Source organism: Roseomonas sp. HF4, assembly GCF_005222755.1.
Classification (GTDB): domain Bacteria; phylum Pseudomonadota; class Alphaproteobacteria; order Acetobacterales; family Acetobacteraceae; genus Neoroseomonas.
This window is the reverse complement of record NZ_STGD01000014.1, coordinates 25,769-45,354: the sequence shown is the minus strand read 5'-3', so window position 1 is coordinate 45,354 and position 19,586 is coordinate 25,769. Positions and strand designations below refer to the sequence as shown.

The 19,586-nt window shown below is 73.1% G+C and carries 21 protein-coding genes; 8 read left to right on the top strand and 13 right to left on the bottom strand.

From position 1 onward, the window contains the following. Together E8M80_RS19585 and E8M80_RS19580 are read right to left on the bottom strand one after the other, a co-directional pair. A complete protein-coding gene (locus E8M80_RS19585; RefSeq protein ID WP_137127417.1) occupies window positions 1-696 on the bottom strand; it encodes a CBS domain-containing protein in 696 nt (231 codons plus the stop codon). An 81-nt stretch (window positions 697-777) separates the two neighbouring features. After that, complete coding sequence (locus E8M80_RS19580; protein ID WP_137127416.1) at window positions 778-1,749, bottom strand: tripartite tricarboxylate transporter substrate binding protein; 972 nt, start codon at window positions 1,747-1,749, stop codon at window positions 778-780. A gap of 120 nt (window positions 1,750-1,869) precedes the next feature. Between E8M80_RS19580 and E8M80_RS19575 the strand changes: the two genes are divergently transcribed. Then, window positions 1,870-3,207 carry a replication-associated recombination protein A gene (locus E8M80_RS19575; RefSeq protein WP_137127415.1) on the top strand — a complete coding sequence of 446 codons (1,338 nt, stop codon included), beginning with the start codon at window positions 1,870-1,872 and terminating at the stop codon, window positions 3,205-3,207. Continuing rightward, window positions 3,207-3,575 (top strand): CrcB family protein, encoded by a 369-nt coding sequence (locus E8M80_RS19570; RefSeq protein WP_137127414.1) that lies wholly within the window; start codon window positions 3,207-3,209, stop codon window positions 3,573-3,575. Before E8M80_RS19575 ends, E8M80_RS19570 begins: the two co-directional genes overlap by 1 nt. 139 nt (window positions 3,576-3,714) lie before the next feature. Here E8M80_RS19570 and E8M80_RS19565 read toward each other — a convergent pair whose 3' ends face one another. Genes E8M80_RS19565 through E8M80_RS19545 form a run of 5 tightly spaced genes read right to left on the bottom strand, consistent with a single transcriptional unit; the run spans window position 3,715 to window position 9,485 of the window. Continuing rightward, on the bottom strand, window positions 3,715-4,191 hold the full coding sequence (locus E8M80_RS19565; protein WP_240790129.1) for a YaiI/YqxD family protein: 477 nt from the start codon (window positions 4,189-4,191) through the stop codon (window positions 3,715-3,717). Then, entirely contained in the window at window positions 4,176-5,273 is a 1,098-nt protein-coding gene (locus E8M80_RS19560) for a 4-oxalomesaconate tautomerase (RefSeq protein WP_137127413.1), read from the bottom strand. Before E8M80_RS19560 ends, E8M80_RS19565 begins: the two co-directional genes overlap by 16 nt. Before the next feature lie 10 nt (window positions 5,274-5,283). Beyond that, window positions 5,284-7,248 (bottom strand): tripartite tricarboxylate transporter permease, encoded by a 1,965-nt coding sequence (locus E8M80_RS19555; RefSeq protein WP_137127412.1) that lies wholly within the window; start codon window positions 7,246-7,248, stop codon window positions 5,284-5,286. Window positions 7,249-7,285: 37 nt separating this feature from the next. Then, window positions 7,286-8,368 carry a tripartite tricarboxylate transporter substrate binding protein gene (locus tag E8M80_RS19550; RefSeq protein WP_137127411.1) on the bottom strand — a complete coding sequence of 361 codons (1,083 nt, stop codon included), beginning with the start codon at window positions 8,366-8,368 and terminating at the stop codon, window positions 7,286-7,288. Between the two features lie 37 nt (window positions 8,369-8,405). Further along, window positions 8,406-9,485, bottom strand: coding sequence for a tripartite tricarboxylate transporter substrate binding protein (locus E8M80_RS19545; protein ID WP_137127410.1), 1,080 nt, complete (start codon window positions 9,483-9,485; stop codon window positions 8,406-8,408). Window positions 9,486-9,602: 117 nt separating this feature from the next. Here E8M80_RS19545 and E8M80_RS19540 point away from each other — a divergent pair, with 117 nt between their 5' ends. From E8M80_RS19540 to E8M80_RS19525, 4 genes are read left to right on the top strand one after another with little or no spacing between them, the layout of a single operon-like run. Continuing rightward, window positions 9,603-10,577, top strand: coding sequence for an RluA family pseudouridine synthase (locus tag E8M80_RS19540; protein ID WP_137127409.1), 975 nt, complete (start codon window positions 9,603-9,605; stop codon window positions 10,575-10,577). A 10-nt stretch (window positions 10,578-10,587) separates the two neighbouring features. Then, window positions 10,588-13,101 (top strand): AsmA family protein, encoded by a 2,514-nt coding sequence (locus E8M80_RS19535; protein WP_137127408.1) that lies wholly within the window; start codon window positions 10,588-10,590, stop codon window positions 13,099-13,101. A 58-nt stretch (window positions 13,102-13,159) separates the two neighbouring features. After that, complete coding sequence (locus E8M80_RS19530) at window positions 13,160-13,867, top strand: ATP12 family protein (protein WP_137127407.1); 708 nt, start codon at window positions 13,160-13,162, stop codon at window positions 13,865-13,867. Beyond that, window positions 13,864-14,130 carry an acylphosphatase gene (locus E8M80_RS19525; RefSeq protein ID WP_137127406.1) on the top strand — a complete coding sequence of 89 codons (267 nt, stop codon included), beginning with the start codon at window positions 13,864-13,866 and terminating at the stop codon, window positions 14,128-14,130. Before E8M80_RS19530 ends, E8M80_RS19525 begins: the two co-directional genes overlap by 4 nt. A gap of 49 nt (window positions 14,131-14,179) precedes the next feature. On the opposite strand, the gene E8M80_RS19520 is transcribed toward E8M80_RS19525, so the two are convergent. Further along, window positions 14,180-15,166 carry a cyclase family protein gene (locus E8M80_RS19520; protein ID WP_170979515.1) on the bottom strand — a complete coding sequence of 329 codons (987 nt, stop codon included), beginning with the start codon at window positions 15,164-15,166 and terminating at the stop codon, window positions 14,180-14,182. Window positions 15,167-15,244: 78 nt separating this feature from the next. Here E8M80_RS19520 and E8M80_RS19515 point away from each other — a divergent pair, with 78 nt between their 5' ends. Next, window positions 15,245-15,880, top strand: a complete 636-nt coding sequence (locus tag E8M80_RS19515) for a hypothetical protein (RefSeq protein WP_137127404.1) — start codon at window positions 15,245-15,247, stop codon at window positions 15,878-15,880. Between the two features lie 149 nt (window positions 15,881-16,029). Next, a complete protein-coding gene (locus E8M80_RS19510; RefSeq protein WP_137127403.1) occupies window positions 16,030-16,392 on the top strand; it encodes a hypothetical protein in 363 nt (120 codons plus the stop codon). Between the two features lie 73 nt (window positions 16,393-16,465). Here E8M80_RS19510 and rplQ read toward each other — a convergent pair whose 3' ends face one another. The 5 genes from rplQ to E8M80_RS19485 form a co-directional block, all read right to left on the bottom strand. Continuing rightward, on the bottom strand, window positions 16,466-16,891 hold the full coding sequence (rplQ, locus tag E8M80_RS19505) for a 50S ribosomal protein L17 (protein ID WP_137127402.1): 426 nt from the start codon (window positions 16,889-16,891) through the stop codon (window positions 16,466-16,468). Between the two features lie 29 nt (window positions 16,892-16,920). After that, window positions 16,921-17,937, bottom strand: coding sequence for a DNA-directed RNA polymerase subunit alpha (locus E8M80_RS19500; protein WP_137127516.1), 1,017 nt, complete (start codon window positions 17,935-17,937; stop codon window positions 16,921-16,923). A gap of 46 nt (window positions 17,938-17,983) precedes the next feature. Beyond that, window positions 17,984-18,388 (bottom strand): 30S ribosomal protein S11, encoded by a 405-nt coding sequence (rpsK, locus tag E8M80_RS19495; protein ID WP_137127401.1) that lies wholly within the window; start codon window positions 18,386-18,388, stop codon window positions 17,984-17,986. Between the two features lies 1 nt (window position 18,389). Beyond that, window positions 18,390-18,767, bottom strand: coding sequence for a 30S ribosomal protein S13 (rpsM, locus tag E8M80_RS19490; RefSeq protein ID WP_137127400.1), 378 nt, complete (start codon window positions 18,765-18,767; stop codon window positions 18,390-18,392). Window positions 18,768-18,931: 164 nt separating this feature from the next. Next, entirely contained in the window at window positions 18,932-19,585 is a 654-nt protein-coding gene (locus E8M80_RS19485) for an adenylate kinase (protein ID WP_137127399.1), read from the bottom strand. Window position 19,586: the final 1 nt, after the last annotated feature.

Genomic DNA, 19,586 nt, shown 5'->3' with positions numbered 1-19,586 from the left:
TCAGGGGATGCCGAGCATGAAGGGCGGCGCCGGATGCGTCTCGAAGCGCACCTCCTTCACGCCGGGAATGCCCTCCGCCAGGACGCGCAGCGCCGCCATCACCTCCGCGCTGCCAAGGAAGCCGTGGAACGACACGACGCCGTCCGCCACCATGGGGAAGACGAAGCGCGTGCTGACCCAGGACTGGTTGCGCATCTCGCGGATCACCTCCCGCCGGATGCGCCCGTCCGAGGCTTCCTCCGCCGAGCCCTCGGCCACCGGCGCCATCACCGCGCGCAGCAGGTCGGCGCGGGACACGACGCCCACCAGGCGGCCGTCCCGCAGCACCGGCACGCGGCGGATGCGGCGCGTCTCCAGGATCTTCGCCACCTCCTCGGCCGTCGCGTCGTCCTCCACTGTGGCGAGGTCGGTCGTCATGACGTCGCGCACGCGCCGGCCATGGGTGCGCGCGTAGCGCAGCGCCTGGTCCGCATTGGCGCCGATCAGCGCGGCGAGGAAGGAGGCGGGCTCGTCCTCCTTCGCCGCCAGGCGGCGCATCAGGTCGCCATCCGTGACGATGCCGAGCAGCCGTCCCTCCCCGTCCACGACGGGCAGGCCGGAGATCGCGCGCTCGGCCATCAGCGAGGCAACCGCCGCGAGCGGCGTGTCGGGCGGCACGGTGACGGGATCGGCGGTCATCAGGTCGCGGGCACGCATGGGGGTCCTCCGGCATCAGGTGGAGGAAAGTTCATCCATGCCGCGCCCGCGCGCCTTGACGCGGATCAAGATTCCGCCGGGTCAGCCGATTTCGATGCGCGCCTCGCGCACGATGCGGCCCATCATCTCCCGCTGCTCCGCGACGAAGCGCGCGAAGGCCGCGGGTTCGGTGCCGACCGGAATGGCGCCGAGCGCGCCGAGCCGCTGCTGCACCGCCGCATCGGCCAGCGCGTGTTTCGCCGCCTCGAACAGTCGCTGCACGACCGGGGCGGGCGTGCCGGCCGGCGCGTACATGCCGTTCCACTCGTTCAGCTCGAAGCCGGGGAAGCCCTGCTCGGCCACCGTCGGCACCTCGGGCAGCGGCGCGATGCGCGTCGCGGTCGAGACGCCGAGCGCCACCAGCCGCCCGTCGCGCACAAGCTGCAGCGTGGAGGAGACGGTGCCGAAGACGAAGGCGATGTTGCCGCCGAGCAGGTCCTGCAGCGCCGGCGTGCCGCCGCGATAGGGCACGTGCGTGAGGTCGAGCCCCGCGCGGTTCAGGAACAGCGCCGAGGCGAGATGCGCCGCCGTCGCGTTGCCGGATGATCCGTAGGACAGCTCCCGCGCCCGCGGCCGCGCCCAGGCGACGAAGTCCTGCACCGTCCGCGCCGGCACCTTGGCTGGGTTCACCGCCAGGATCTGCGGCAGCACCACCACCTGGCTGACCGGCGCGAAGGCTGTCGCGTAGTCGAAGGGCAGGTTGCGGATGAGGTGCGGGTTCACCGTATGCGCCATGGCGTCCACCATGATGGTGTGCCCGTCCGGCGCGCTGCGGGCGAGTTCCGCCGCACCGATCGAGCCGCCGGCGCCGCCGCGGTTCTCGACCACCACGGGCTGGCCGAGGAAGGCGCCCATCGGCACGCCGAGCAGCCGGCTGGTCGTGTCCACGCCGCCGCCCGGCGGATAGGGCGCGATGAGGCGGATCGGGCGCGTGGGGAAGGCCTGCGCGCGGGCCAGCGCGGGCAGGGCGAGGCCAGCGGCGACCAGGGTGCGGCGCGCGATGCGATGGGTCATGTCGGCGTTTCCTTCCCGGTTTCTTGATCGCCATGGCTGTAGAACGTTTTCCGCTGCGCCGAAATCGGCACCGGCCCGAGGCCCATGGATCGCGACCGCGGGGCGGCGCAGAATGGCGGCATGGCCAGGCCATCGCCACCCGCCGCCGACCTGTTCGGCACCACCGAAGCCGCCCCGGCGACCGAGGCCGCCCGCCCGCTCGCGGACCGGCTGCGCCCGCGGACCCTGGCGGAGGTCGTCGGCCAGGATCACCTGCTGGGCGAGGAGGGCAGCATCGCCCGCATGCTCGGCCGCGGGTCGCTGGCATCACTGATCCTCTGGGGGCCGCCCGGCGTCGGCAAGACCACCATCGCGCGGCTGCTGGCGGAAGCGGCGGGGCTGCGCTTCACGGCGCTCTCGGCCGTGTTCTCGGGCGTGGCCGACCTCAAGCGCGCGTTCGACGAGGCCCGGGCGCGCAAGTCCAACGGCCAGGGCACGCTGCTGTTCGTGGACGAGATCCACCGCTTCAACCGCGCCCAGCAGGACGGCTTCCTGCCGGTGGTCGAGGACGGCACCGTGACGCTCATCGGTGCCACGACCGAGAACCCGTCCTTCGCGCTGAACGGCGCGCTGCTGTCGCGCTGCCAGGTGATGGTCCTGAAGCGGCTGGACGATGCGGCGCTCGACCTGCTGCTGGCGCGCGCGGAGGCCGAGACCGGCCGCGCCTTGCCGCTGGACGACGCCGCGCGCGCCACAATGCGCGCCATGGCGGACGGCGACGGGCGCTACCTGCTGAACATGGCCGAGCAGCTGTTCGCCCTGCCGCCGGCGACCGCGCCGCTCGACACCGCGGCGCTGGCGTCGCTGCTGGCGAAGCGCGCCGCGCTCTATGACAAGGATCGGGAGGAGCACTACAACCTCATCTCCGCGCTGCACAAATCCATGCGCGGCAGCGACCCCGACGCGGCGCTCTACTGGTTCGCGCGCATGCTGACGGGCGGCGAGGACCCGCGCTACATCGCCCGCCGCCTGACGCGCTTCGCCGCCGAGGATATCGGCATGGCCGACCCGCGCGCGCTGCCGCTCGCCATCGCGGCGTGGGAGACCTTCGAGCGCATGGGCTCGCCGGAAGGCGAGCTGGCGCTCGCGCAGCTCGTGGTGCACCTGGCGACCGCGCCGAAGTCCAACGCCGTCTACGCCGCCTTCGGCGCGGCGATGCGCGCGGCGAAGGAGACCGGGTCGCTGATGCCGCCCAAGCACATCCTGAATGCGCCGACCAAGCTGATGCAGGAGATCGGCTACGGCAGCGGCTACGAATACGACCATGACGCGGAGGAGGCCTTCTCCGGTCAGGACTACTTCCCGGACGAGATGCGCCGGCAGTCCTTCTACCGCCCGACCGACCGCGGCGCGGAGGCCGCGATCGCCGAGCGCATGGCGCGCTGGGACCAGATGCGGCGGAAGCGGAAGCGCGGCTGATGCCGGGCGTGACGCTCGGCGCCCTGCTGCTGGTCGGCCTCGGCGGCGCGGCGGGTTCGATTCTGCGCTACCTCGCCACCATGGCGGGCTTCGCGCTGTTCGGCACGGGCTTCCCCTGGGGCACGCTGGCGGTGAACATCCTCGGCAGCGCGGCAATCGGCGCCATCGCCGCCGCTGGGCTCGAGGGGCATCTGCGCATGCTGCTGGTGGCGGGCTTCCTCGGCGGCTTCACCACCTTCTCGGCGTATTCGCTGGAGACGACGCTGCTCTGGGAACGCGCGCCGCCGGTCGCGGTGCTCTACGCCGTGCTGTCTGTGGCGCTCGGCGTCGCGGCGTGCCTGGCGGGGGCGTGGATGGTGCGACGCTGAAGGGCGGGGAGAGAAGGGAACTTCTCCCCCCGGACCCCCCTCAACCTTCTTTGGCACCTGGCGCCCGACCTCGCGGGGTCAGTGCCCAATGACAAAGAAGGGAGTAGGCGCGGGGGAGGTTCCCCTCCCCCGCCCTGCTTCACCCCCCGCGCAACGACGCCTGCACCAGCCCATCCAGCGCCTGCAGGAACCGCGACCGCGCCGCCTTGTCGAGCGGCGGCGGCCCGCCGGTCATCATGCCGGCCTCGCGGAGGCTCCGCCCGATCTCGCGGCTCGCCAGCGCGCCGCCGATATTCGTGCTGTCCCAGACGCGCCCGTTCGGCGACAGCGCCTTGGCCGATTTCGCGAGGCAGCGCGCTGCGAGCGGGATGTCGGAGGTCACGCAGACATCGCCGGCGGCGATGTGTTCCACGATCCAGTCGTCGGCGGCATCGGCGCCCTCCCCCACCACGACGATCCGCGCATTGGGCAGCGGCGGCGGCCGCACGCCGCGCGACCCGTTGCCCACGACCACGACCGGCAGGCCGAGCCGGCCCGCGACGCGGTAGGCCTCATCGCGGACGGGACAGGCGTCGCCGTCGATATACAGGGTGGGGGTGCTCAGCGGCCGCCCCACACGCGCGCGGGGACGAAGACCTCGCCCGACATCAGCTTCCGCGCGGTACGCAGCGTGCCGCCGCCCAGCACCTCGACGCCATCGTTGCCGGTGCGGCGGGTGGAGATGACCGCCTCCATCTGCCCGGTCGGGTGCTCAATCGCGATGGTCTCGCGCTCATGCGGCCCGATGCGCGCGAGGCCGTCGGCCACCGTGCCGGGCAGCATGCAGGCGGTCGCGATGCAGATGCCGCCCGTGACCGCCATCGCCTCATGGCACGCGAGCGGCGTGAAGTAGCGCGCCGCGATGCCCTGCCCGCCGGCCGGCTCGGCCACCATGGCGAATTTCGGAATGACGCGGCCCTCGGCGTCGCCCATGCCCATGGCGAGGGACGCCGCGCGGCGGATGCGCTCGATCCGCGCCATGAAGTCGCTGTCGGCGTCGAGGTCCTTCGCCGTCTCGCGCGCCGTCTTGCCGAGGTCGGCCGCGCGCGCGATCACGACCGGCATCGCGACGTCGAGGCACGTGACCTCCACGCCCTCGATCATGTCGCGCGCATTGCCCGTCGGCATAAGGCTGCCGGTCGCGCCGCCCACCGCGTCGGCGAAGTTCAGCACGATCGGCGCCGCGGTGCCCGGCACGCCGGCAATCGCCGTGTCGCCCTCATAGGTCACGGCGCCGCCCGGCGTCTGCACCACCGCCTCGATCAGCGCGCCGGTGTTGACGGCGCGGATGCGCACGCTCGTCTCGCCATCCTGCACGGGCACGAGGCCCTTCTCGATCGCGAAGGGGCCGATGCCGGCCAGCATGTTGCCGCAGGTCGGGCCGAAATCGACGAAGGCCTTGTCGACCGAGACCTGTGCGAACAGGTAGTCGACCTGCTGCTTCTCCCCGGCCGCGGCGGGGGAGACGATGCAGACCTTGCTCGTCAGCGTGGTCGCGCCGCCGAGCCCGTCGATCTGCCGCGCATCCGGGCTGCCCATGGCGGCGAGCAGAACCTGCGAGATCCCTTCGCGGCTGTCCGGCAGGTCCTTCGCCAGGAAATAGGGGCCGCGGCTGGTGCCGCCGCGCATCAGGGTGCAGGGGATCGCGGTCTGGGTCATGGGTCGGGTCTCAGCGAAGGGGCCAGGGCAGGTCGTAGTGCTCCTGCAGCAGGCCGCCGGGGAAGATCAGGTTCAGCGAGGAAGCGAGGATCAGCAGGAAGCCGCAGGCCGCGGCCGTCAACAGCAGCGTCTGGACCCAGCCGCAGCGCGCCACCACGCGCAGGAAGGCCACGAAGAACATCGCCAGCGCCGCGAAGAAGCCGACCAGCAGCGTGAGCGCGAGGAACCCCAGCGCCCAGCCCACGAAGGGCCAGGGCCCGTTGTCGGTCGCCGAGGCCTCCTGGTCGAAGTTCGTGGTGCCCGCGGTGGTCGCGCCGCGCGCCTGGAACACCAGGACCAGCAGCACCGCCGCGGCGCCGAGCGAGCCCACCACCACCGGCATCAGCGCCGCCAGGTAGGAGTTCTTCAGTCCCTCGAGGATGACCCAGCCGAAGAAGACCAGCAACAGGCCGGTGAAGGCGACCTGCGGCAGCATCGAGGTCGCGCGGGATTCGTCGGCCGCGCCCTCGGTGTTCACGTTCGACTGGCTGCGCCGGAGCCCCGCCCAGAGCGAAAGCGCCGTCAGCGCCAGGATGACCAGCGCGACCGGACGCGTCACGAACTCCCAGCCCGAGAACTGCACCGCCTGGTAGAGGTAACGCTCGGCGCCCAGCGACAGCACGAAGCCGATCAGGAAGGCGGGCCGCGACCAGCCGAAGCGGCGCAGGAACAGCCCGAGGATGCCCACCGCGAACAGCGCCATCAGGTCGTAGACGCTCCGCGTCGCCTGGAAGGCGGCGAAGGAGATGACCATGATCATGAAGGGCGCGATCAGCGCGTAGCGGATCGTCGTCAGCTTCGCGATGCCCGGCGCCAGCGCGATGCAGAGCAGCGTGCCGACGAAGTTCGCGATCGCGAGCGACCAGATGATCGTGTAGGTCACGTCGAGGTTGCGGTCCGCCATCGCGGGACCCGGCTGCAGGCCGATCAGGATCATCCCCGCCAGGAAGATCGCCATCGAGCCCGAGCCCGGGATGCCGAACAGCAGCGTCGGCAGCAGCGCGCCGCCCTGCGTCGCGTTGTTCGCGCTCTCGGGCGCGATGACGCCGCGGATCTCCCCCTTGCCGAACTGGGAAGTGTCCTTCGTCGTCTGCATCGCGTGGCTGTAGGCGATCCAGTCCACCACCGAACCGCCGATGCCCGGGATGGCCCCGATCAGCGCCCCGATGCCCGAGCAGCGCAGAACCAGCCAGGGGTTCTTCAGCACGTCCTTGACGCCCTGGATCCAGCCCGTGCCCATCGGGTTGTGCTGCGCGATCGCGCCGCCGCCGCGCAGCAGGTTGAACAGTTCGGGCAGCGCGAAGATGCCGAGGCCCACGATGACGAGCGGCACGCCGTCGCTCAGATAGAGCGTGTCGAAATCCATCCGGTACTCGCCGGTGGCGGGTGCCGCGCCGATCATCCCGAAGGCGAGGCCGAGGCAGGCCGAGGCGACGCCCTTGGCGAGGTTGCCGCCCGACAGCGCCGCCACGGTGGACAGCCCGAACAGCGTTAGCATGAACAGCTCGGCCGAGCCGAACAGCAGGATGATCGGCCGCGCCGCCAGCACCGAGGCGGTCAGCACGATGGCGCCGAAGAAGCCGCCGATCATCGAGGCGAAGAACGCCGCCGAGAGCGCCCGCGCGCCCTCGCCCTTTTGTGCCAGCGGGAAGCCGTCCAGCACCGTCGCCTGGCTGGCCGAGGACCCCGGTATCCCCATCAGGATCGAGGAGAAGGTGTCCGAGGTCGGGATCACCGCCACGAGCCCGATCAGCATGGCCAGCGCCGAGGTCGGGTCCATGCCGTAGATGAAGGGCAGCAGGAGCGACAGCCCGGCGATGCCGCCCAGGCCCGGCAGCACGCCGATCACGAGCCCGACGCTGACGCCCAGCATCATGAACATCATGCGTTCGGGCGTCAGCAGTTCGAACAGCGCGCCGAGGATCACGTCCATCATGGCGAAAGGCCTTTTCCCCGGCGGGCGGCGGACAGAGTCAGAAGCGGGCGTTGTGGTTCTGCGTCAGAAAGGTCCGCACCCACTCCCGCGCCTCGGGCGCGATGGTGGTGGCGGTCGCATAGAGCCGGTCTGCCGCCGGACCCACCGCCTGACGGTAGTCGCCGAGGATGTCGCCGCGCCGCGCGATCAGTTCCGGGTCGGCAACCGCGTCCTGGAAAGCCTTGCGGAAGGCGGCGATGATCGGCGCCGGCGTCTCCTTCGGCAGCACCGCCGGCTTCTGGCCCGCGAAGGCGGCGACGGAGCAGGCAAGGTAGGCCTCGTATTCCTGGCCCGCCGGGTCGCGCCCGTGCATGGCCTTGTAGACCTCCTCGAAGGTCGGGATCTCGGGGAAGGACGGGTCGCGGACGATCTTCCCGTCGTCGTCCTGCACGCCATAGGAGAACAGCGGCACCGCCGCGCCGGACTGGACCATCGGCACCACCTGGGTCAGCCAGGCCGGCGTCGTCTGGTGGTCGATGGACGCATCGCCGCGCTCGAGCGCCAGCCGCGCATCGCCGCGCCCGCGCATGCCGAAGACGTAGCGGACGTTCAGACCGAGCATGTGCAGCGCGAGGATCGGCACGATGTCGAGCCCCGTGGCGCCCTGGCTCGGGAAGACCAGTTCCTTGCCGCGCAGCTGCGCGACCTGGTCGGTACGCGAGATGCCGGTGCGGGAGGAAACGTAGACCACGCCGCCGGTCGGCGAGACGATCAGCGGCGTCCACTTCGCGAAGTCGTAGCGCACGCGCCGGTCGCCCAGCAGGAAGGGCAGCTGCGTGGAGGCCGAGGAGCCGAAGATCGAGGAACCGTCCGGCCGCGCGCGCGCCGCCCAGTCATTGGCGCCCGTGATCGAGCCGCCGCCCGGGACGTTGCGGATGATGACCGTCGGCCGGCCCGGCAGGTGGCGCGACAGGAAGGGGGCCAGGAAGCGCGCCCATACGTCGGACCCGCCCGCCTCGGCGAAGGGGATGACGAATTCGATGGTGCGGCCCGCGAAGTCCACGGGCGCCTGCGCGCGGGCAGGCAGCGCCGCGCCGAGTGCGGCCGCGCCGAGCAGGCCGCGCCGTCCGATGATTGTCATTGCCGTTGTCCTCCCGGAAAGAAAGCGTGGGGCGCGCTCAGAAGCGGACGTTGTGGTTGGTGGTCAGGTACTCGCGCACCCAGCTCCGCGCATCGGCGTCGATCGTTGTCGCGACCTCGTACAGGCGCTGGATGTTGCCACCCACGGCCTGGCGGTACTCGCCGAGCACTTCTCCCTTCCGCGCCTGCAGCTCGGGGTCCGCCACCGCCTGCACGAAGGCCTGGCGATAGGCGGCGACGATGGCGGGCGAGGTCCCGCGCGGCAGCATGGCCGGCTTCTGCGCGGCGAAGCCCGAGCCGAAGAAGGCCAGGTAGGCGTTGAACTCGACGCCGGACGGGCGGCGCCCGTGCATCATCTCGTAGGCTTCGACGAAATGCGGCAGCTCGGGGAAGGTCGGATCCCGTGCGACGTTCCCCGCCTCGTCCAGCACGCCCCAGGAGAACAGCGGCACGACGGTCCGCGCCTCGATCAGCGGGCGCACCTGCGTCAGGAAGGCGGAGGAGGTCTGGTAATCGATCGTCGCCTCGCCGCGTTCGAGCGCGAGCCGCCCCTCGCCGCGCCCGCGCATGCCGAACACGTGCCGCACCTTGAGGCCGAGCAGGTGGAAGGCCAGCATCGGCACGAGGTCGAGCGAGGTCGCGCCCTGGCTGCCATAGACCAGTTCCTGGTCGCGCAGCTTGCCGAGCTCGGACGCATTCGCGACCCCGAAGCGCGTCGGCAGGTACACCACGCCGCCGGTCGGCGAGACGAGCACGGGCGGCATGTTCGCGTAGTCGTAGCGGACGCGCCTGTCGCCCAGCAGGAAGGGGAACTGCGTCGAGCCAGAGGTCCCGATGAAGGTCGAGCCGTCGTTGCGTGCACGCTGGTAGAAGTCGTTCGTGCCCGTGATGGACCCGCCGCCCGGGGCGTTGCGGATGATCACGGTCGGCCGCCCCGGCAGGTTCTTCGCGAGGTAGGGCGCCATGAAGCGGGCCCAGACGTCGCTGCCGCCGCCCTCGGCGAAGGGGATCACCCACTCGATCGTCTTGCCTGCGAAGTCCACGCCCTGCGCCAGCGCGGGCACGGCAAGCATGCCGCTGGCGCCGGCCAGCAGCGAGCGGCGACGGATTTGTGTCATGGTTCGGTGTCCTCCCGTGTCCTGCGCCTGTTACGCGACAAGCGGGCCGCCGCGCAACGGGCGCCGCGGCGCAGCTGCCGCGTGGCGCACCCCCCGCCGGGCGCGGTAGGATGCGCCATGCCCGTCACCACCCGCACCGTCCGCCCCGCCGACGGCGAGATCCGCCTCGACCGCTGGTTCCACCGCCACTTCCCCGCCCTGACGCAGGGCGCGCTGCAGAAGATGCTGCGCACCGGCCAGGTCCGCGTCGACGGACGGCGGGCCGAGGCGAATACGCGCCTCGCCCCCGGCCAGGTCCTGCGCATCCCGCCGATGCCCGACGCGCCGGCGCCGCTTGCCGCGCCGAAGCCGGTCGACCCTCGCGAGGCTGCTTCCCTCGAACGCCTGGTCCTCTACCGCGACGACAGCGTCATCGCGATCGACAAGCCGCAGGGCATGGCGGTTCAGGGCGGGCCGGGCATCGCGAAGCATTTGGACGGCATGCTGGACGCGCTGCGCTTCGGGTCGGAGGACCGCCCGCGCCTCGTGCACCGGCTGGACCGCGACACGACCGGCGTCCTGCTGCTGGCGCGCACGCCGGCGGCGGCCTCGGCGCTCGCGCGCGCCTTCCGCGGGCGCGACACGCAGAAGACCTATTGGGCCATCGTGGTGGGCCGGCCGCATCCGCTGGAGGGGCGGATCAGCATGCCGCTCGCCAAGCACGCCGGCGGCCACGGCGAACGCGTCGTGCCCTCGGATGCGCGGGATGCGGCGCATGCCGTCACGCTGTACCGCACCGTCGACACCGCACAGAAGCGCGCCGCCTGGCTCGAGCTGACGCCGCTGACCGGGCGCACGCACCAGCTGCGCGTGCATTGCGCCTCCGCACTGGCCTGCCCGATCCTCGGCGACGGCAAGTATGGCGGCGCCGCCGCCCATCCCGATGGCTTCGGCGACCGGACCCTGCACCTGCACGCGCGCGCCCTCCGGTTGCCGCACCCCGAGGGCGGCATGCTCGAAGTCGCCGCCCCCCTGCCGCCGCACATGAAGGACACCTTCGTCTTCCTGGGCTTCGACCGGCCGCGAACGCCCCCCTGCCGGCGGGTGCGATAGGGCGGCCGCGATGCGCGCGCTGAAATGGGCCGGGGCGCTGCTGGGCGGGGCGCTGCTGCTGGCCGCGGCCGGCATGGTCGCGCTAGTGCTCGCGCTCGACGCCGGGGCGCTCACGCCGCGCCTCCTCGCCGCCATCGAGGGCGCGACCGGGCGCCGCGCGACGCTCGGCGCCGTCTCGCTCAGCCCGGGCCTCGTGCCGCGCCTCGCGGTCGACGGCGCGACGCTCGCGAACATCGAGGGGGGCTCGCGCCCCGAGATGGCGCGCATCCGCCGCATCGAGGCCAGCGTCGCGCTGCTGCCGCTGCTGCGCGGCGAGGTCGCCTTCGGCCGCATCGCCCTCGACGGCGCGGACATCCTGCTCGAACGGCTCGCGGACGGGCGCGCGAACTGGACCTTCGCGCCGCCTCGCGGCACCACCGCCACCGCGGCACCCGCGCCCGCCGCCGAGGCGACGGCCCCGGCCACACGGCGCGCGGTCTCGGTCGGCGAGGTCGTGCTGACCGACAGCCGCATCGCCCTGCCCGATGCGCGGCTCGGCACCGTGGCGATCCTGCGCCTGACCGCCACGGGGGTCGGCACGGGCGGGCCGGTCGGCCTCGACGCACGCGTGGCCCTGCACGGCGTGCCGCTTGCGATCGAAGCGACGTCAGGCGCCCTGCCGCCACCGCCCGACCTCCCCTGGCCGTTGCGCGCCCGGCTGTCTGCCGGCGCCAACAGCGTCACGGCCGAAGGCGCGCTCGGCGCGCCCTTCGCGCTGGCCGCCACGCTGCCCGAGCCCGCCGCGCTGCTGCCGCTGCTTGCGGCGCTGGCGCCCGGCGCGCCGATGCCGCCCGTGCTGCCGCCGGTCGAGGCGAGCCTCGTCCTCGGCGCCGACCTTGCGCCGCGGGAGATTCGGGTGCGCCTCGGCGCCGCGGACCTCGGCGCGCTGGCACCCGGGCTGCTGCTGACGCGGCTCGAGGCCAGCCTGCCGCACCTTGCGGCGCCCGCCGAGGCCACGGTGGAGGGGAGCCATCGCGGCCTCCCCTTCCGTCTCGCGCTGCGGCTCGACGCGCCGGCCGCCCTGCTGCCGGGCGCGGCGGAGCCGGCGCTGGCCATCGCCGCCGACATCACCGCCGGCGGGGCCACGGCCAATGTTACGGGCCGCATCGCGCGGCCCCGCAGCCTGGAGGATGCGGCCTTCGAGGTCAGCCTCGCCGCGCCGGACCTTGGCGCGCTGGCGGCCGTGCTGCCGGATGCGCCGCCGCTCCGCGACGTGACCGCGACCGCGCGCCTGGCCGCGCCGGGACGCCTGGACGGCACGTGGCGCGTCGCGCCCTTCAGCATCGCCTCGACGGTCCTGTTGGCCGGGGGCGATGTCACGGTCCGCCCCGGGAGCCCTGTCGGCCTCGACGGGCGCGTCGCGGTGGAACGGATCGACCTCGATGCGCTGGGCGAGGCCCTGGCCCGCCGCGAGGCCGCGCAGCCCCGCCCGGCCGCCCCTACACCCGCGCCCCGGGCCGCACCCCCTGCAGCATCGTCGCCGCAGGAGGCGCGTATCATCCCGGATATCCCGCTGCCGCTCGCGATGGCCCGGGTCTTCCGCGGCCGCCTCGACCTCGCCGCCGACCACCTGATCGTGGGCGGCACCGACTGGCGGGGCATGCGGGGGCGGCTGGCGGTCGCGGACGGCAGTGCGCGCCTGACCGACTTCGCCGCCGTCACCCCCGGCGGGCCGGTTCGCGGGGAGGCGACGCTCGATGCCGCCGCTACGCCGCCCGGTCTCGCGCTGGCGCTGCGGAGCGAGGGCGCCGGCCTCGACCTCGCCGCGCTGCGCCGGGCCCGGCAGGAGGCCGCCGGGATCGAGGGCCGGGCGCAGGTCCGCATCGAGGTCCGCGGGCAGGGCGCGACGACGCGCGCCGTGGCCGCCACCCTGACCGGCGAAGCCGGGCTCGCGCTGGCCGATGGCCGCCTCGCGCAGGCGGGCATGTTGCGCCTCGGTCCGGATCTGCTCGGGCTGCTGCTGCCTGGCGCGCCTCAGGACGGGCTCGATCTCCGCTGCCTTGCGGTTCGCCTGTCGGCCGAGGACGGCATGGCGCGGACATCCGCGCTGCTGGTCGAGACCTCGGCCGGGCGGATCGAAGGCGTGGCGGCGGTGAACCTCGCGACCGAGGGGCTGGCGGCGCGGCTGTTGCCCGACGTGACGCTGTTCGGCGTGCGGGTGCGCGCGCCGGTCGGCGTCGGTGGCACGATCTCGACGCCGCGGGTCGGCGTCGAGCCCGGGCGCGCGCTGACGCAGGTGATCGGCGACAAGGTCGCGAACCGGCTGTGGCGCGACCCGACGGTGGAATGGCTGCGCGGGCGGGCGGGCGGCACGACGCCGGCCGGGGACTGCGCGACGCAGCTCCGCATCGCGCGCTTCGGCGCCGACGGGCCGGTGCCCGCGGCGCCGCGCATCGTGCCCGGCGTGCCGCGCGAATTGCAGGGCACGGCGCAGGACGTGCTGCGCGGGCTCGGCGGCCTGCTGGGCGGCGGTGGTCGGCGGTAGGGCGGCGCCCGCCGCCGGCTCGATTCCGCCGGAGCCCGATCTGATCTAGAGAGCCGCCATGAAGCGCTTCTGGGACCATGCCGTCGCGGTGCCGCGACCCGAAGGCGGCCATGCCGTGCTGCTCGACGGCCGCCCGCTCCGCCTGCCGGGCGGGCAGCCGCTCACCACCCGCTCCGCCCCGCTGGCCGCGGCCATCGCCGCCGAATGGCAGGCGGCCGGCGGCGCCCGGGGCGGCGAGATGACGATGGAGGCGGTGCCGCTGACGCGCCTGCTCGGCACGGCGCAGGACCGCGTGGCGCCGGATCCTTCGGCGATGGTCGAGGGCCTCGCACAATATGGCGGGACCGACCTGCTCTGCTACCGCGCCGAGGACCCGGCGCTGGCGGCGCTGCAGGCCCGGGACTGGCAGCCGCTGCTCGACTGGGCGGCGGACGCGCTCGGCGCGCCGCTCACCGTGACCGCCGGGGTGATGCCGGTGGCGCAGCCGGCGGCGAGCCTCGCCGCACTGCGGGCGGCGGTGGCGCAACATGCCCCCGAGGAACTGGCGGCGCTCGGCGTGGCGGTGCCGGGGCTGGGCAGCCTGGTGCTGGGGCTGGCGATGTCGGCCGGGCGGATCGACGCGACGGCGGCGCAGGCGCTCGCGGCGCTCGACGAGACCTTCCAGGAGGCCCGCTGGGGGGAGGACCCCGAGGCGACCGCGCGGCGCGCGCGGATCGCGGCGGACCTGGCGCTGGCCGAACGCTTCCTCGCGCTGGTGCGGTCATGACGGTGCTGCGGGTCGTCATCGTCGGCCGCGTGCAGGGCGTGGGCTACCGCGACTGGATGGTGCGGGAAGCCGCGCGGCACGGCGTCCGGGGCTGGGTGCGCAACCGGCCCGACGGCACGGTCGAGGCGCTGGTCGCCGGGGAGGAGGAGGCGGTGCAGGCGCTGCTTTCGGCCTGTCGGCGGGGCCCGCTGCTGGCGCGGGTCCACGGGATTGTGGAGGAGGCCGCCGAGCCCCCGGCCGAGCAGGGCTTCCGGCGGGCATAGGGCAGCGCGGGCCGGTGGCCGAAGGGGTGGCGAACCGGTGCCGCCCGACCTACCGGATCGCCATCGCGTTCCCGGGGCTGCCGATGCCGCCGCGCAGATGCAGCGGCGAGGCGGCGAAGAAGGCCGTGCGGCGCCCGGTCTGCGCGCTGTCCTCGGCCAGCGCCTCGAGGTCGAAGAACTCGCCCAGGCAGAGGCCGAGCCGCGCGATCGCGAGGTGCAGCGCCGGCTTCCAAGGAAAGATCGGCCACGCCTCGACCGTCGGGTTGTCGGCGGCGACGGCGGCGATGCCGGCATCCCAAAGGAAGCGCCACATCGGCTCCGCCCCATCGAGGCCCGAATAGTCCCGCGCGCCGCCTTCCCCCTGCAGCAGCAGGTGGCGCGCGGCGACGTCGGGCGCGGCGCGGAAGGCGGCGAGCCAGCCGGTGCGCACCAGCAGGATGTCGCCCGGGCGGAGCGCGACGCCATCGGCCGCGAGGCAGGCCGCGAGGTCCTCGGCCGTCGCGCGCCGCCCGCCCATCGGCCCCCAGTCCCGGCCGGTGCGAGCGAAGTGCCGCGCCAGGTCCGCCATGACGCAGCGCCCCGCGATGCCGTGCGCCAGCGCCTTGTCGATGCCGTTTCGGCTGTCTGCCCCGTGCACGATCGAGGCGAGCGGCGCGTGGTTGTAGAAGCCATGCGTCGGGTCGGCGAAGTGGCTGAGGCCGTCCCATTGCGTGCTCGCCTGCAGCCAGAAGCCGTCCAGGCGGTCGTCGCGGGTCACGCGGCCGGGGTGTTCCTCGGCCACCATCACCGGGTGCGGCGCGTCCCGCCGCCGGTGCGCGCCCGGCAGCGCGGCGCCGAAGGGCTCATCGAGCGGCAGGTTGAGGTTGAATCGGCGGCCGTCGCGGATTTCCTCGCGCGCCGCGGCGACCGTGGCGGCGGTGATCCGGTTCAGCGTGCCCACCTGGTCGTCCGGGCCCCAGGCGCCCCAGGAGAGCGGCAGGCCGGTCGGGTCGCCGGCGGGGCGGGGCAGGTCGTCGTAGCGGGGCGGCATCGTCATGCCGGGCATCCTGCCCGCGGCCGCAGTGCGGCGCCATGCGGCTTGACGCGCACGGCACGGGCCCGCAGACCGCAGGCCATGACAGCAGGGACGGCCGCGAAGGCTCTCGGCGGCGCGGCCGTCGCGGCGCTTCTGGCAATCGGGATCGATGGCACGGTGTTCGGGGTCGCCGTGGCGGGCCGCGAGGTCCAGGGCGCCCCGGCCGCGCTTGCCGGCATCGCGCTCATGGTGCTCGCGGGCGACCCGCGGCAGCTGCCCGCCGCGGCGGGGTGGGTCATGCTCGGCGCGGCCGGCGCGGTGGCGCTGCGGGCCGTCCTCGGCACGCTCGGTGCCGACGGCTGGATGCCGGGCGAGAGCATGTCCGGACCTGCCATCCTTGCCGAGGCCGCCTGGCTCCTGGCCTTCGGCATTCTCGGCTGGCGAGGTGCTTCGCCCGCCCTGCTGGGCCCCGCCCTGGGGGCCTGCGTCGCGACGAGGCGCATCGGCGGCTATGGGCAGGCGCTGGTCCCGGTGATGTGGGAGGACACGTACCGCGACGCCGTGCTCGTCGGCGCGTCGGTCCTCGCCGGCGGGGTGGCCGGCCTTCTCGTGCTGCTGCTGGTGGGCTGGGGGGTCGCGATCCTGGCCCGCCTGCCCGCGCCGCGGGCGGCACCGGGCCGCGTGCTGGCCGCCCTGGCGGCAGCGGCGGCGATCGGGCACATGCTGCGGCTGTGAAACATCATCCTGCGCCACGGCCGGTGCGGCGCACCGCGCCGGCCCCTTCATCCCGTCCCGCGCCACGCGCGCGTGGCGCCGCGGCGGGGTTCGCAGCCGCGGCGCTGGCCCTGCTTGGCGCCGGGGCGGCCCTGGCGCAGCAGGACATCATGGACGTCGTCGGTCAGCCGGTGCTGGCGCTGGCGCAGCGGCCCGAGATGACGACCGTGCTCCGCTTCAATGCGGGCGGCCATCGCGGCGTGCTGGCGGCACGGCTGCGCGACCCGGGGCCGCCCGTGGAGGTCGCCGAGGATCGCTACCTGTTCGGCTGGGGTTGCCGCAGCGAGGGGTGCCGCGAAGGCGGCGCCTTCCTCGGCTTCGACATGCAAGCCGACCGCGTCTACCTGCTGTTGACCGAGCGCGGCAGCGTGCGCCTGTCCGTCCCGCCGGACCCCCAGGCCTGGCCCGAGGCGCTGCGCCCGGGGCTCAGCGCCTTCGTGCCCGCGCTGGGCGAGGCGATGGGGCCGCGGTAGTAGCCGGCAAACGAAAAAGGGGAGGACGCCGGCGTCCTCCCCCTTCGATCAGGTCCTGGCTGCGTGCCGGGGCTCAGCTTTCGGCACTGTCCTCGGCGGCGGCCTCGGGCTTCGGGCCGCTGTCCTGGCCCTTGGCGGCCGGGTTGCGGTCCACCAGTTCGATCACCGCCATGGTCGCGGCGTCGCCATAGCGCACGCCGGCGCGCAGCACGCGGCAATAGCCGCCCTGGCGCGCCTTGTAGCGATCGGCGATCTCGCCGAAGAGCTTGGTCACCACCTTTTCGTCGCGGATCTGCGCGAGCGCCTGGCGGCGCGCATGCAACCCGCCGCGCTTACCGAGCGTGATGATGCGCTCGACATACGGGCGCAGTTCCTTCGCCTTCGGCAGGGTGGTCGTGATCTGCTCGTGCTTCAGAAGCGACGTCGCCATGTTGCGGAACATGGCGAGCCGATGGGACGAGGTGACGCTGAGCTTACGCCCGGCCATTCCGTGACGCATGGTGATCTATCCTTCGTGAGAGCCGTTCGTCAGAACGGCTCTTCGACCTTCTTCGCGAGTTCCTCGATGTTCTCGGGCGGCCAGCCGGTGACGGTCAGGCCGAGCCCGAGGCCCATCGAGGCCAGGACTTCCTTGATCTCGTTCAGCGACTTGCGCCCGAAGTTCGGGGTGCGGAGCATCTCCTGCTCGGTCTTCTGAACCAGGTCGCCGATGTAGACGATGTTGTCGTTCTTCAGGCAGTTCGCGCTGCGGACCGACAGTTCCAGCTCGTCGACCTTGCGCAGTAGGTTGCGGTTGAAAGGCAGGTCGTCGCGGACCTCCTCCTCCACCCGCGCGCGCGGCTCGTCGAAGTTGATCAGGATCTGAAGCTGTTCCTGCAGGATGCGCGCGGCGACGCCGACCGCGTCCTCCGGGGCCAGCGTGCCGTCCGTCTCGACCGTCAGGATCAGCTTGTCGAAATCGGTGCGCTGGCCGACGCGGGTGGGTTCCACGCGATAGGCCACGCGGCGGACGGGCGAGTAGATCGCGTCCACCGGGATCAGGCCGATCGGCGCGTCCTCGGGCCGGTTCTCGGCGGCGGGGACGTATCCCTTGCCGATGTCGACCGTCAGTTCGGCGGACAGCTTCGCCCCGTCGTCGAGCGTGCAGAGCACGAGCTCGGGGTTCGCGATCTCGATGTCGCCGGTGGTCTGGATCTGGCCGGCGGTCACCTCGCCCGGGCCGGTCGCGGTGAGCTGGAGCCGCTTCGGCCCCTCCCCCTGCATCCGGATGGCGAGTTGCTTCACATTGAGGACGATGTCCGTCACGTCCTCGCGCACGCCCTGGATGCTGCTGAATTCATGCAGCACGCCGTCGATGCGGATCGCGGTGACGGACGCGCCCTGGAGCGACGACAGCAGAACGCGGCGCAGCGCGTTGCCGAGGGTCATGCCGAAGCCGCGCTCGAGCGGCTCCAGCACCACGGTCGCGGTGCGCAGCGGGTCCGACCCCATCTCGACGCTCTTTTGCGTCTCGATCAGCGAACGCCAATTCCTCTCGAGCACGATCACTCTCTCCTTTCGGCAGTTCCGGCGGGCAGGCGAGGCGTCGCGATCAGACGCGACGACGCTTCCGCGGCCGGCAGCCGTTGTGCGGGATGGGCGTCACGTCCTTGATGGCGGTGACGTAGAAGCCGACCGCCTGCAGGGCGCGCAGCGCCGATTCGCGGCCCGAGCCGGGGCCGCTCACCATGATTTCGAGCGTTTCCATGCCGTGCTCGCGCGCCTTGCGCCCGGCATCCTCCGCCGCGACCTGCGCCGCGTAGGGGGTGGACTTGCGGCTGCCCTTGAAGCCCTGGGAGCCGGAGGACGACCAGGCGATGGCGTTGCCCTGCGCGTCCGTGATGGTCACGATCGTGTTGTTGAAGGACGCCAGCACATGGGCCACGCCCGAGCTGATGTTCTTCCGTTCCTTGCGCTTGACGGGGCCACGGGCGCCGGCGCGGGGTTCGCGGGCCATCTTACTTCGTCACCTTCTTCTTGCCGGCGATCGCGACCGCCTTGCCCTTGCGCGTGCGGGCATTGGTGTGGGTGCGCTGGCCGCGGGTCGGCAGGCCCTTGCGATGGCGCAGGCCGCGGTAGCAGCCGAGGTCCATCAGGCGCTTGATGTTCATCGCCTGCTCGCGGCGCAGGTCGCCCTCGACGCGGTAGTCGCGGTCGATCATCTCGCGGATGCGCAGGATCTCGTCGTCGGTCAGCTGGTTCACCCGGCGGTCGTCGGGGATGCCGAGCTTGCCGCAGATGTCCTTCGCGTTCTGCGGCCCGATGCCGAAGATGTAGCGAAGGGAAATGAGCACCCGCTTGGTGGTCGGGATGTTCACGCCGGCGATACGCGCCACAGTGCCTCTCCTGGGGCCCAGGCCCCGAAAACCGCCGTCCGGGGCGGGGGGCCCCTCCGGCGCTGGTGAACAAGTCGGTGCGAATAAGTCCGTGCAACGATGAACGGCGGCCGGGGTGACCCCCGCCGCGAGAGCGGGCGATCTAGCCCCGGTCACCCGGTCCGTCAAGCCTTCCCGTTCAGAATGGCGCCGATTGCGCCCGCCACTTGGTCCATCGCGGCCATGCCGTCCACGCCGCTCAGCTTGCCCTGGGCGGCGTAGTAGGGCAGCAGCGGCGCTGTCTGCCGATGATAGGCGTCGAGCCTCGCCGCCACCGTCTCCGCCTTGTCGTCGGCGCGCCGGGTGAATTCCGTCCCGCCGCAATTGTCGCAGATGCCGGGCTGCGCGGTCGGCTTGAAGGTGTCGTGGTAGCCGGCGCCGCAACTGGCGCAGGTGAAGCGGCCGGCGATGCGCTCGACCAGCGCGGCGTCGTCCACCTGCAGTTCGATCACGTGATCGAGCCGCAGGCCCTTCTCGGCCAGCATGCCGTCGAGCGCCTCGGCCTGCGGGACCGTGCGGGGGAAGCCGTCGAGGATGAAGCCCTTGGCGCAGTCGGGCCGCGACACCCGGGCGGCGAGCATGGCGGTGATGACCTCGTCCGGCACCAGGTCGCCGCGCTCCATGATCGCACGGGCACGCAGGCCGATCTCGCTGCCCGACTTCACCTCGGCGCGCAGCATGTCGCCGGTCGAGATCTGGGCGATGCCGCGCGCCTCCTCGAGGCGCTTGGCCTGCGTGCCCTTCCCGGCCCCGGGCGGGCCCAGCAGGATCAGGTTCATC